Consider the following 12,791-nt stretch of genomic DNA (forward strand, 5'->3'; position numbering starts at 1 on the left):
CGGTGATCGTTCCATTGTAGGCAGCACGGGTGGACCGGGAAGGGCGCACGCACGGACGAAGCGGCTCCACCGCACGCAGGGGCGCAAAATGCGGGCGAAAAAAAACCGTCCCCGGAGGGACGGTTGCTACGGTTTCAGGGATCGGCGAGCGACGCCGATCACCTTATTCTTCGCGGCGCAGGTGCGGGAACAGCAGCACGTCGCGGATGTTGGGCGAGTCGGTGATGATCATCATCAGGCGGTCGATGCCGATGCCGCAACCGCCGGCTGGCGGCATGCCGTATTCGAGCGCGCGGATGTAGTCGGCGTCGTAGTACATCGCTTCTTCGTCGCCGGCGTCCTTGGCCGCCACCTGGGCCAGGAAGCGCGCCGACTGGTCTTCGGCGTCGTTCAGCTCCGAGAAGCCGTTGGCGATCTCGCGGCCCACCATGAACAGCTCGAAGCGCTCGGTGATGCCTTCGCGGGTGTCGGAGGCGCGTGCCAGCGGCGACACTTCGACCGGGTAGTCGATGATGTACGTCGGCTCCCACAGCTGCGCTTCGGCGGTTTCCTCGAACAGGGCCAGCTGCAGCGCGCCCAGGCCGGCCGTGGCGAACGGCTTGACGCCGAACTTGAGCAGTTCCTGCTTGATGAATTCGGCGTCGTTGAGCTGCTCGGTGGTGTAGCCGGGCGCGTACTTGTTGATCGCCTCGACGATGGTCAGGCGATGGAACGGCTTGGCCAGGTCCAGCTCGCGTCCGCCGTAGGTCAGGGTGGCGGTGCCGTGAGCGTCGATGGCGGCCTGGCGGATGATCGCTTCGGTAAAGTCCATCAGCCACTGGTAGTCGGTGTAGGCCGCGTAGAACTCCATCATCGTGAATTCGGGGTTGTGACGGATCGACACGCCTTCGTTGCGGAAGTTGCGGTTGATCTCGAACACGCGGTCGAAGCCGCCCACCACCAGGCGCTTCAGGTACAGCTCGGGCGCGATGCGCAGGAACATCTGCATGTCGAGCGCATTGTGGTGGGTGGTAAACGGCTTGGCCGAGGCGCCACCGGGAATGGTGTGCAGCATCGGCGTTTCGACTTCCATGAAGTCGTTCTTTTCCATGAAGCGGCGCATCGACGAGATGGCGGCGGTACGGGCCTTGAACGTGCGGCGGGTTTCCTCGTTCATGATCAGGTCCACGTAGCGCTGGCGGTACTTGGTTTCCTGGTCGGCCAGGCCGTGGAACTTGTCCGGCAGCGGGCGCAGGGACTTGGTGATCAGGCGCAGTTCGGTGACCTTGACGGTCAGCTCGTCGGTCTTGGTCTTGAACAGGGTGCCGGTCACGCCCAGGATGTCGCCGAGGTCGTAGTGGTGCAGCGCGGCCATCGCGGCTTCGCCGGTCAGATCGAGCGTGGCGTAGATCTGGATGCGGCCGTCGGCATTCTTGCCCGACGCGTCCTGCAGGGTGGCGAAAGCGGCCTTCTTGCCGGCTTCGCGCTTGAGCATCATGCGGCCGGCCAGCACCACGGTGACCGGGTTGGCTTCCAGTTCCTCGCGCGTCTTGCCGCCGAATTCGGCGTGCAGGTCGGCCGCCTTGTGCTGCGGCTTGAAGTCGTTCGGGAAGGCCACGCCCTGCTGACGCAGGGCAGCCAGCTTGGCGCGGCGCTCGGCGATGATCTTGTTGTCATCGGGCGGGTTGGCGGAGGCGCTTGCTTGGTCTTGAAGATCCGTAGTCATGGTCTGTTCTTTGGTGGGGTGAAGATGGCGGTAAATAGTTAAGCGGCGACGTCGGACGCGCTGGCGAACAGCGCCTCGACATCGAGCTCGCTGAAGTCGCGCGCAATCGCGATCACGTTGTCGAACTCGGCGAACGCTGACGCCGGCAAGGTGGTGGTCAGCACCACCGCGCGCATGCCGGCCCGGCGCGCCGCTTCCACGCCCAGCGGCGCATCCTCGAACACGATGCTGTCGGCCGGTGCGCTGCCGGCGCGCTCGGCGGCCAGCAGGAACACGTCGGGGTTCGGCTTGCCGCGCGCCACGTCGGCAGCGCCGGCAATCGCATCGAACTGGCGGCGCAGGTCCAGCCCGTCGAGCGTGAAGTCGATATTGGCCGGCGGCGCGGCAGTGGCCACGGCCAGCCGGACGCCGGCGGCCTTGGCGCGTGCGATGAAGGCCTCGAAGCCGGCCGTGGGCGCCAGGTGCGGCGCATACAGCTGGCGGTACAGCGATTCCTTTTCCTCGTCGAGCGCGGCCGCCTGCTCGGCCGTGAGCTGCTGGCCCAGGTAGCTGCGCATGATTTCATGGCCCTGGCGGCCGGCCGTGTCGCGGAAAAACGCGTCCGGCTCGAGCTGCTGGCCGCGTTTGGCGAAGAAGGCCAGCCACGACTGCGTGTGGTAGGCCATGTTGTCCACGATGGTGCCGTCCATGTCGAAGATGAACGCGCGCGGGGAAGTCGAAGTCATTGTTAAGCCTTGTTATATTGCTATACGCCTTGTTTCAGCGAAGCTGAAATGAAGTCGTCCAGTTCACCGTCGAGCACTGCCTTGGTATTGCCGGTTTCGAAGTTGGTGCGCAAGTCCTTGATGCGCGACTGGTCCAGCACATAGGAGCGGATCTGGTGGCCCCAGCCGACGTCGGTCTTCGAGTCTTCCAGCTTCTGCTGCTCGCTCATGCGCTTGCGCAGTTCCAGTTCGTACAGCTTGGCCTTCAGCATTTCCATCGCCTCGGCCTTGTTGCGGTGCTGCGAGCGGTCGTTCTGGCACTGCACCACGATGCCGGTCGGGCCGTGGGTCAGGCGCACCGCGGAATCGGTCTTGTTGATGTGCTGACCGCCGGCGCCGGACGCGCGGTAGGTATCGATGCGCAGGTCGGCCGGGTTGATCTCGATATCGATCGAATCATCGACTTCCGGATAGACGAACAGCGACGTGAACGACGTGTGGCGGCCATTGGCCGAGTCGAACGGCGACTTGCGCACCAGGCGGTGCACGCCGGTCTCGGTGCGCAGGAAGCCGTAGGCGTATTCGCCCTCGACCTTCAGGGTGGCGGTCTTGATGCCGGCCACCTCGCCGTCGGACTGCTCCATCACCTCGACCTTGAAGCCCTTGCGGTCGCAATAGCGCACGTACTGGCGCAGCAGCATCGAGGCCCAGTCCTGGGCTTCGGTGCCGCCGGCGCCGGCCTGGATGTCGATGAAGCAGTTGTTCGGGTCCATCGGGTTGTTGAACATGCGGCGGAATTCCATGCTCTCGATGACCGCGCGCACCGATTCGGCGTCGGCGATCAGCGCTTCGAGCGTGTCGTCGTCGCCTTCCTCCTTGGCCATGGCGAACAGGTCGGCCATGTCCTTGAGATCGGTGTCCGCCTTGGTCAGCGCAAACACGATCGCTTCCAGCGATTTTTTTTCCTTGCCGAGATCCTGCGCCTTTTTGGGGTCGTTCCAGATCGTCGGGTCTTCCATTTCTTCGTTTACCTGCTCGAGCTTCTCCGACTTTTTATCGAAGTCAAAGATACCTCCGAAGTTCGGCTTCGCGCGTGGTCAGATCGGCGAGCAGGGCGGAGAGGGCGTTGATGCGTTCGGCTTCCATGTTTGTTCTTCTTTCTTTTTCTCTAAGGGGCGAAATCAAACCCGCCATTATACGCTAGGCGCGTCATGGGGCGCTGCCGCGGGCGGCACGCGGCCAGATGCAGCGTCTTACGTGCGCTGCATCTGGCCGATCACGCTGGCGATCTTGGCGGTGATGACGTCGATGGCCGGACCGTTGGCGCCGTGCGGGAAAATCACGTCGGCATTGCGCTTGGTCGGTTCGATGAACTGCTTGTGCATCGGGCGCACGGTGTCCATGTACTGGCCGACCACGCTTTCGACCGAGCGGCCGCGATCGGTGATGTCGCGCTGCATGCGGCGGATGAAGCGCACGTCGGAAGCGGTATCGACATAGATTTTCAGCGACATCATGTCGCGCAGGTCGGCGTCGTACAGCGCGAACAGGCCTTCGATCACGATCACCGGCGCCGGCTTGACCGCAATGGTGCGGTTGGAACGGTTATGCAGCGTGAAGTCGTACTCCGGCATGTCGATGGTTTCGCCGCGGCGCAGCGCCTGCACGTGCTGCACCAGCAGCGGCCATTCGAAGGCGTTGGGGTGGTCGTAGTTTTGCTGGGTGCGCACTTCGGGGGCCAGGTGCGACTGGTCGCTGTAATAATCGTCCTGCATCACCACCGAGACCATGTCGGCCCCGAACGCGGCAAGCAGTTGCTGGGACACCGTGGATTTGCCACTGCCGCTACCGCCAGCGACCCCGATAATGAACGGTTGGAAAGGAATTGTAGTCATACCCGTGATGATACCGGAAGCGGGGCATAACCGACAGGGAGCGATGGCGTCCGAACGCCGAAAAAGCTCGCCAACCGCTATAAAATCCGAGGGCGCGTCCGGTTGCATAGTGCTTGATTCGGGCCCGATCGCTGCGTATCATGCGGCGATCTTTCCTGAACTGATACCTTATGCCGCTGCCGCCATTGTTCCGCCTCCTTCCGATGTTGCCATGCCTGCTGCTGGGCGCGAACAGGCCGGTGTCAGCAGCGACGGCAGCCGATCCTGTGGCGGGCACCCAGGCCACCGTGGCCCTGCTGGAGACCACCGACCTGCACGCCAATGTGCTCAGTTATGATTATTACAAGCTCAAGCCCGAGCCGTCGATCGGTCTGGCCCGCACGGCCACGCTGATCAGCCAGGCGCGCGCCCAGTATCCGAACAACCTGCTGCTCGATAACGGCGACGCGCTGCAGGGCACGGCCCTGGCGGACTACCAGGCCAGGGTGGCCCCGGTGCCGTGCGGCCAGCTGCCGGCCATCTACAAGGCGATGGACATGCTGGGCGTCGATGGCGCCGGCATCGGCAACCATGAATTCAACTATGGTTTGCCCTATCTGAACCAGGTCACCGGCAGCGCTTTCGATGTCGATGGCGTACCGGCCGGGACGCCGCGCTGTGCCGGACCGAAGTTCCCGATCGTGCTGGCCAATATCGACAGCAAGCGCACCGGCAAGCCCCTGTTTGCCCCATACAGCATCCTCAAGCGGCAGATCAGCGCCACCGGTCCCGATGGCCAGCCCGTGACCGCCACCATCAAGGTCGGCATCATCGGTTTTGCGCCACCCGGCATCCTGGCCTGGGACAAGCGCTGGCTCGACGGCAAGCTGGTGGCCCGCGGCGTGCGCGAGACGGCGCAGAAATTCATCCCGCTGATGCGCGCCCAGGGCGCGGACCTGATCGTGGCGCTGTCGCACGGCGGCATCGACGGCGCGCCTTACACCCCCGACATGGAAAACGCCAACTACTACCTGGCGCAGGTGCCGGGCGTGGACGCCATGCTGATCGGCCATGCCCACCTGCCGTTTCCGCTGGCCGCCAGCACGGTCCCGCAATTCAGTCTGCCGGGCGTGGACAAGACGCGCGGCACCGTGCACGGCGTACCGGCCGTGATGGCCAGCCTGTGGGGCAAGCACCTGGGCGTGATTGCGCTGCACCTGACCTACGACGGCCAGCACTGGCAGGTCGATAAGACCCGCACCACGGTGGAGGCGCGCAGCATCCGCAATGCCGATGGCAGCTACGTGGCAGCCGATCCGGCCATGGCCGACCTGGTGGCGGCCGAACACGAGGCCACCATCCGCTACGTGCAAACGCCGCTGGGCAGCAGCGATTTCCGCATGTCGTCGTACTTTGCCGACGTGGGCGACGTCAGCGCCGTGCAGCTGGTGAACCAGGCGCAGACCGAGTATGTGCGCCGCTACCTGCAGGCCAACCTGCCGCAATACGCCTCGCTGCCGGTGCTGTCGATGGCGTCGCCGTTCAAGACCGGCGCTGCCGGTGCCGGCGACTACACCGACGTCAAGGCGGGTGCGCTGGCACTGAACAACGCCGCCGACCTGTATCTGTACCCGAACGAACTGCATGCGGTGAAGGTTGATGGCGCGGGCCTGAAGGCGTGGCTGGAAAAATCGGCCGAGCGCTTCAACCGCATCGATCCGGCCGTGACGGCGCCGCAGGAGCTGGTCAACACCGGCGTGGCCGGTTATAACTTCGACATGCCCACCAGCGCCGACATCAGCTACCAGATCGACGTCACGCGGCCGGTGGGACAGCGTATCGTGGCGCTGAGCTGGCAGGGCGCGCCGGTCACGCCCGGCCAGCAGTTCGTCGTCGCCACCAACAACTACCGCGCCAGCGGCGGCGGCAATTTCCCCGGGCTCGACGGCAGCCGGACCGTGATCGCAGCGCCGGACAGCAGCCGCGACGTGCTGATCGCCTACATCCGCAGTGCCAAACACCTGACCCGCGCCAGCAATGGCGCCACCCGCAGCTGGCGTTTCGCCCCGGTGCAGGTGGCCGGCCCGGTCGTATTCCACTCGGCTCCCGGCATGCTCGCCCAGGCCGCCGAAGCCGGCCTGACCAGCGTCACCGAACTGCAGCCCGACGACGGCAGCGGCAAAGGCTACGCGCTTTACGCGGTGGACCTGGCGCAATAGCTTGCGGTGCGGTGGCCAATGCCGTTCAGCTCAGCGCCGCGTTTGCGTGGGGGCGCCGGCCGCCGGATCGGGGTTTTTCGCTCAAACCGCGGTATTTTTCAACCGCATCGGGAACCGGGGGCGGCGCGGTTTTGGGTACACTGCTGGATTTGCGGGAGGGGTGATGAGGACAGTGACGCTTGCCGGGGCCGATGTGCCGGTGTTGGGGCAGGGCACCTGGAATATGGGCGAGGATGGGGCGCGCAAGGCGGACGAGGTGCGGGCCCTGCGCCTGGGGCTCGATCTGGGCATGACGCTGATCGATACGGCCGAGATGTACGGCGAGGGCGGCGCCGAGGAAGTGGTCGGCGAGGCGATTGCCGGGCGCCGCTCGGAGGCTTTCATCGTCAGCAAGGTCTATCCGCACAACGCGAGCTTCGACGGCGTGCGCGCAGCGTGCGAGCGCAGTCTGCGGCGCTTGCGCATCGAGCGCATCGACCTGTACCTGCTGCACTGGCAGGGCCACCATCCGCTGGCCGAAACCTTCGACGGCTTCGAGGCGCTCAAGCGGGCCGGCAAGATCGGTGATTACGGCGTCAGCAATCTCGATCTGCCCAGCATGGAAGAGGCAGTCGGCTATGGCGCGCCCGTCACCGACCAGGTGCTGTACAACCTGCTCAAGCGCGGCATCGAGTTCGATCTGCTGCCGTGGTGCCGCGCGCGCGGCTTGCCGGTGATGGCGTATTCTCCGCTCGAAAGCAGCGGCCGCGACCAGGCGGCCCTGCTCGGTCATCCGGCGCTGCGCGCACTGGCGGACGCGCATGGCGTCTCGCCCGCGCAGATCGCGCTGGCCTGGGTGTTGCACCAGGATGGCGTGATGGCCATACCGAAGGCGGTCGCGCCCGATCATGTACGCGCCAACCGCGCAGCCGCCGACCTTCGCCTGAGCGGCGACGACCTGGCTGCACTCGACCGCGCCTTCCCGCCGCCGCGCCGGGCCCGCGCGCTCGATATGCGTTGATCAGCGCAAGCTCTTATTACCCCACTGGCATCCATCATCACCATGTTCAAACGACTCAAGCAGCTGTTGTCCCCGGCCATGCCGTCCGTCCCGCAAGGCGACCAGATCCTGGTCAATGCTTACGCCACCGTGGCCGAGCTGCCGCCGCGCGATTTTCCCCATACCACGGGCGCCGCGCGCAGCCTGGCCGATCCGGCGCTGGCCCCGCACCTTAATGGTTTCATGCACCACGTGGCCGACGCCGGCAACGGGCAGATGACGCGCACCCGCTACCACGTCATCCGCCACATCCAGCGCGTGCAGCAGCACGTCAGCCTGGCGGTGGCGCCGGCCGACATGCCGGGTTTACTGGCCTGGATGGAGATGGCCAACGCGATTGCCTTCATGCCCGATGGCAGCGTGCTCGATCCGCACGGCCGCGCCTTGCTGAACGCCGGCGGCGCCGATGGCGAACCGCAGGCTGCCGTGCCGTATCCGCCGGCGGCCTGGGCGCGCAAGGCGCGTACCGATGCGCTGCTGGCCCAGAGGCAGATCGCCGTGCCGGCCGATCTGCCGCCGGTGGTGTCGGATCCCGAGCTGCGCCTGCGTACGCCGGAAGAGGTGCTGCGCCGGATGCTGGCGCTGTTTGCCGTGACCATCCGCGCCGAGTCGCTGACCGGCGAGCAGCCGATCGCGGTGGCCGATCTGCAGCAGCGCTTCCCGCCGGCGTTTGCCGGCCTGACGGAGCGCGAGCGCGACTTTCTGGCCAAGGATGCGCCCCCCGCCGACGAAGTCACCCAGTTCCTGTGGCGTTACGAAGCGATCCTGGAGCTGCAGTGGGCGCTCGGTCTGCAGGAGGCGCTGCCGTTCCCCGATGCGATCTGCGATGTGGCAGCCATCTCCAGCACCGTCATCGAGCGCGCGACCGACGGCTTGCGCAAGCAGCCCGTCATGCGCAGCGGCGCCGAGGTGCTCGACGCGCTCGACCTGCACTACCGCCTGCACTGGGCCTCGCGCCAGGCGCTGCTCAAGAAGACGGCGGTGCCGGCCGGCCTGAACGACAGCGTACTGCAGGAGCGTCACCATGCGCTGAACTGGCTGGTACGCTTCGAGGACCGCGACTGGGACGACGTCGATACGCCGACCTGACCGCGGCGACCCTCACGGTGCTGCCCGCCCGAGCGCCGCGTCGATCACCGCCTGCATGTGCAGGGCGTGCAGCCGTTCGTCGTCGCTGGCGGGGCGTTGCGCAGTACTGGCAGGCGGATGGCGGCGTTCGGCGATTGCCTGTTCCAGGTAGGCGTCGTCGGTGCCGAACCACTGTTCGCTGACATCGGCGCCCAGCATGCGCTGGCGCAGCTGGCGGCGCTGGGCCTGCCAGCCGGCCAGCCGGTAAAGGTCGGGCTGGTCGCCGAAGTTCTGTGCCTTCAGCAGCGCATCGTGCGCGGTCAGGTAGGCGTCATAGCGCGCTGCCAGGGCCAGCGCTTCGCTGGCCGCGCCGGCCGGCAGCCGCGCGCGCACGAAGCCGGCCAGCTGCTGCAGGCGCTGCGGATTGCGGCGGTCCGCCAGATACGCGTCCATTACCGCATGCAGCGCCTGGTCGGCGATCAGGTGCTGGTCGTCGGTCAGCGCCAGGCTGCGGCTGTCCGCCGGCACAGCTGCTGCCATCCCGGGGACGGCAGCCGTGTCCGCCGCCGTCAAGGCGTCGTTCATCGGGGCCGCGCGGCCAGCGCTGCTGCCAGTTGCCGCCGGCGCCAGCTGCGACAGGACGTGTGGCGCCGTGCTGGCGGCTGCTGCCGCTGGCGCCCGGCCGCCATCCACGGCTGCGGCCAGCACCAGCGCTGCCGCCGACAGCGTGGTGGCAACCACCAGCGGCGCGGACAGCATCAGTAGGTCGGCCAGCCGTTGGTGAAGAACAGGTCGCTCATGAACAGGATCGGCGTGTAGTTGTTCTGGCTGTCGAGCGCGTGGCGGGCCAGCACGCCGTTGCTGACCGATTCGCCGCCGGGTGCGATGAAGCGGCCGCCGCCGGCGTCGAGCACGGTGCCGCCGCCGTTGCGCATGTCGACGCCGTTCTTGTCGAGATAGGGCCCGGTCACGCTGGTCGCGCGGCCGTAGGCGATGCGGTAGGTGCTGTTGGCGCCATCGCAGCATTTGCCCTTGGAGACGAACAGGTAGTAATAGGACCCGTTGGCGATGATGAAGGGATTTTCGATGCCGATGCTGTCGGCGGCCAGCCGGGTGCGGGCGCCGAACGGTTTCAGGGTGTTGGCGTCCACCCGCGTGATATAGATCCCGGTCCAGAACGAGCCGTAGCTGAGCCACGGCTGGCCCGCCTTATCGACAAAGAAATTCGGGTCGATGGCGTTGAAGTCGTCGCCGGCGGCGGAGGTCAGCACGGCGCCCTGGTCGGTCCAGTTGCCCTGGGCGATGCTCGACGCCGTGGCCAGGCCGATGGCCGACTTCTGCTTGCCGAAGCTCGACACCGCGTAATACAGGATGGCCTTGCCGTTCCATTCGTGGACGTCGGGCGCCCAGACGCTTTTGGTGTTGCCGTTGTACTGGCCCCACCACGACAGGCCGCTGCCGAAGACCGGCACGCCTTGCTTCCACGCGCGCCCGTCGGCCGAGTACTTGACGCCGATGCCGGTGTCGCTGGTTTCGACGATCCACCAGGTGCTGGCCGCCTTGTACAGCTGCGGATCGTGGGTGACCAGGTCGCCGGTCAGGGTGAACGTGGCGCCGGCGGCGCCCAGCGAGGCCAGGGACAGGCAGCCGGCAGCCGCCCACAGGGTCAGTTGTTTCAGGGGTGTCATGTAGTCTCCGATATGTTATGGCTGCCGTCGTTGCGGCAGTGCCCCATGCTGTGCCCTGGCGGAGCGGGCGTCTAATCAATTTTTTCCCCGCTGCGATATCGCGATCCATATCACGACTACAGGCATTCATGTAGTCGAATTACTGTTCCCGGAGAATTTTTCAGTAAACGCTTGAAATTTATGCTGGCAAACCGCTGTAGTTCTGCTACATTTTGCGTGGGAGACAATGATATCCCCAACATAACGACAAAGGACACGATGATGACCCCGACGAGACTTCGCAACATCCCCCGCATCCTGTGCGCTGCCGGCCTGATCGGCGCTGCAGCCCTGGCGCCGGCCCATGCCGCGCTCAACCCCACCGATACCTCGGCCCAGATGTTCCGCTGGAAGTGGAACGATATCGCCAAGGAGTGCACCAGCTTCCTCGGCCCGCAAGGTTTTGGCGCGGTGCAGGTGTCGCCGCCGACGGCTGCCGCCAGCCTCGGCACCTGGTGGGACGTGTACCAGCCCGTGAATTTCAATTCGCTGCAAAGCAATATGGGAACTGAGGCTGAGTTCAAGGCCATGGTCAATACCTGCCACGCGGCCAAGGTGCGCGTGTACGTGGACGTGGTGGTCAACCACGTGGCAGCCGGCGCCGGCACGGCCACCGACGGCTCGACCTGGAATTCGACGTCGCTCACGTACCCGTTCTTCAGCGCCAGCGATTTCCACCCGGCGTGCGACATCGCCGGTGGCGATTACGGCTCGCCCGGCAACCGCAACAACGTGATGTTCTGCCGGCTCAGCGGTTTGCCCGATTTGAAAACCGAGGGCAGCTACGTCCAGGGCCAGGTCAAGACCTACCTGAACAAGCTGCGCTCGCTCGGTGTCGACGGTTTCCGCTTCGACGCCGCCAAGCACATGCAGCCGTCCGATATTCAGGGCTTCCTCAGCGGCGTCACGCAAACGACGACGTCGGGCGAACCGCTGTGGGTGACGCAGGAGGTGATCCCGGACAGCAACGTCGTGCGCTCGACGTATTTTGCCGCCGGCACCCTCAACGAGTTCCAGTATTCGTACGCGCTGAAAGCCATGTTCCGCAACGAGAACGGCGCCAGCCTGTCGCAGGTGCGCACCATCATGGGCACGCCCGGCAACTGGGGCGGCAGCTGGGGCTTCGTGCCGAGCGAGAAAGCAACCGTGTTCGTCAACAACTGGGATACCGAGCGCAACGGCAGCTCGCTGGTCGCCAGCAACTACGTCTCGGGCAGCGTCAACGACACCCAGGGCACCAAGCGCTACGACCTGGCCAATATCTTCATGCTGGCCTGGCCGTACGGGCAGGCCCAGCTGCACTCGGGCTTCCGCTTCAGCAGCTACGACCAGGGGCCGCCATCGGCCAGCCCGTTCGATGCCAGCGGCAATCCGGTCATCAACCAGCAGTGGGACTTCATCCACCGCTGGAGCGATATTGCCAACATGGTCAAATTCCGCTCGGTGACGGCGGGGCAGGGCGTCGATAACTTCACCACCGGCACCGCCAACCAGATCGCCTTCGGCCGCGGCGCCAAGGGGTATGTCGCGATCAACAACGACAGCGCTGCCTGGAATGCATCGCTGCAAACCCAGCTCCCTGCCGGTACCTACTGCAACGTGGTGCAGGGCCAGTTGAACAGCGCCGGCACCGCCTGTACCGGCGGCAGCGTGACGGTCGGCAGCAATGGCGTGATCAGCGTGAGCATTCCCGGCAACGGCGGCGCGAGCGTGCCTGCCGTGGCGCTGCACATCAACCAGAAGGTGGCAGGGTCGGGCGGCGGCAGCGGCGGTGGCACCACCAATCCCGGCAGCTGCAGCACGGTGCCGGTCACCTTCCGCATCGCCAACGCCAACACCACGTTCGGCCAGAACCTGAACGTGGTCGGCAACCAGGCGGCGCTCGGCAACTGGACGCCCGGTTCCGGCACCCAGATGACCATCGAGGGCAGCGGCGCCAACGTGCCGTGGTCGCGCACCGTACAGCTGCCGCCGGCCACGGCGATCCAGTACAAGTTCGTGAAGGTGGGCGCCTCGGCCGTGTGGGAGAGCAATCAGTCCACCGCCAGCGGCAACCGTGAAGCGACCACGCCGGCTTGCGGCGGCACGCTCACGCTCGATGGCGGCAGCTTCAAGAACTAATGCAGGCGCGCCGGTACAGCCTTGTGCTGCTGTACCAGGATGAAGGGACTGACCACGGACGCCCACAGCTGGGCGTTCGTGTCGAGCCAGCCCTGGGCCTGCTGGTCGCTGACCTTGGCCAGCAGGCCGGCCTCCATCCACTTGCCGATGCTGGCCTTGTCGTCGTGCGAAATGCGCACGGCCACATCGACCAGGTCGAGCGAGTCGGCCACCCACACCACATTACCCTGGGCGAAATGCTTGAGCAGTTCGGTCAACGGCAGGCGCGCGGTCTCGCGGTTGACCTTGTCGCGCAGTTCGGTGTCTTTTTCCGGTTTGGTTTGCATAGTCTTTA

Annotated in this window: 11 protein-coding genes; 4 read left to right on the plus strand and 7 right to left on the minus strand. The window is 65.7% G+C overall.

Going from position 1 to position 12,791, the window contains the following annotated elements:
* Nucleotides 1-163 precede the first annotated feature (163 nt).
* The 4 genes from lysS to udk all read right to left on the minus strand — a co-directional run bounded on the left by lysS (nucleotide 164) and on the right by udk (nucleotide 4,304).
* The gene (gene lysS, locus ASF61_RS10385) at nucleotides 164-1,705 is read right to left on the minus strand and encodes a lysine--tRNA ligase (protein WP_056154943.1); all 1,542 of its coding nucleotides are present in this window, start codon (nucleotides 1,703-1,705) and stop codon (nucleotides 164-166) included.
* Nucleotides 1,706-1,743: 38 nt separating this feature from the next.
* Complete coding sequence (locus ASF61_RS10390; RefSeq protein WP_056154946.1) at nucleotides 1,744-2,430, minus strand: HAD family phosphatase; 687 nt, start codon at nucleotides 2,428-2,430, stop codon at nucleotides 1,744-1,746.
* A 20-nt stretch (nucleotides 2,431-2,450) separates the two neighbouring features.
* Nucleotides 2,451-3,555 (minus strand): peptide chain release factor 2 gene (prfB, locus tag ASF61_RS10395; protein WP_156369520.1). Its coding sequence is split into 2 segments (ribosomal slippage): nucleotides 2,451-3,473 and nucleotides 3,475-3,555, totalling 1,104 coding nucleotides; the frame shifts between segments, so codons are not numbered across the junction.
* A gap of 107 nt (nucleotides 3,556-3,662) precedes the next feature.
* On the minus strand, nucleotides 3,663-4,304 hold the full coding sequence (udk, locus tag ASF61_RS10400; protein ID WP_056154949.1) for a uridine kinase: 642 nt from the start codon (nucleotides 4,302-4,304) through the stop codon (nucleotides 3,663-3,665).
* Between the two features lie 170 nt (nucleotides 4,305-4,474).
* Between udk and ASF61_RS10405 the strand changes: the two genes are divergently transcribed.
* From ASF61_RS10405 to ASF61_RS10415, 3 genes are all read left to right on the plus strand, one after another.
* A complete protein-coding gene (locus ASF61_RS10405; protein ID WP_056154951.1) occupies nucleotides 4,475-6,502 on the plus strand; it encodes a bifunctional 2',3'-cyclic-nucleotide 2'-phosphodiesterase/3'-nucleotidase in 2,028 nt (675 codons plus the stop codon).
* 163 nt (nucleotides 6,503-6,665) lie between these two features.
* On the plus strand, nucleotides 6,666-7,502 hold the full coding sequence (locus ASF61_RS10410; protein ID WP_056154954.1) for an aldo/keto reductase: 837 nt from the start codon (nucleotides 6,666-6,668) through the stop codon (nucleotides 7,500-7,502).
* Nucleotides 7,503-7,544: 42 nt separating this feature from the next.
* The gene (locus ASF61_RS10415; RefSeq protein ID WP_056154957.1) at nucleotides 7,545-8,630 is read left to right on the plus strand and encodes a DUF4272 domain-containing protein; all 1,086 of its coding nucleotides are present in this window, start codon (nucleotides 7,545-7,547) and stop codon (nucleotides 8,628-8,630) included.
* Between the two features lie 12 nt (nucleotides 8,631-8,642).
* On the opposite strand, the gene ASF61_RS10420 is transcribed toward ASF61_RS10415, so the two are convergent.
* A complete protein-coding gene (locus tag ASF61_RS10420) occupies nucleotides 8,643-9,368 on the minus strand; it encodes a lipase secretion chaperone (RefSeq protein WP_056154961.1) in 726 nt (241 codons plus the stop codon).
* Nucleotides 9,368-10,297, minus strand: coding sequence for a glycoside hydrolase family 43 protein (locus tag ASF61_RS10425; RefSeq protein ID WP_056154964.1), 930 nt, complete (start codon nucleotides 10,295-10,297; stop codon nucleotides 9,368-9,370). Before ASF61_RS10425 ends, ASF61_RS10420 begins: the two co-directional genes overlap by 1 nt.
* A 258-nt stretch (nucleotides 10,298-10,555) precedes the next feature.
* Here ASF61_RS10425 and ASF61_RS10430 point away from each other — a divergent pair, with 258 nt between their 5' ends.
* On the plus strand, nucleotides 10,556-12,457 hold the full coding sequence (locus ASF61_RS10430) for a carbohydrate-binding module family 20 domain-containing protein (protein WP_229205788.1): 1,902 nt from the start codon (nucleotides 10,556-10,558) through the stop codon (nucleotides 12,455-12,457).
* Here the strand turns inward: ASF61_RS10430 and ASF61_RS10435 are convergent.
* Nucleotides 12,454-12,783, minus strand: a complete 330-nt coding sequence (locus ASF61_RS10435) for a DUF2288 domain-containing protein (RefSeq protein ID WP_056154967.1) — start codon at nucleotides 12,781-12,783, stop codon at nucleotides 12,454-12,456. The genes ASF61_RS10430 and ASF61_RS10435 overlap by 4 nt on opposite strands.
* Nucleotides 12,784-12,791: the final 8 nt, after the last annotated feature.

Source organism: Duganella sp. Leaf126 (genome assembly GCF_001423125.1).
Taxonomy (GTDB): Bacteria; Pseudomonadota; Gammaproteobacteria; order Burkholderiales; family Burkholderiaceae_D; genus Rugamonas.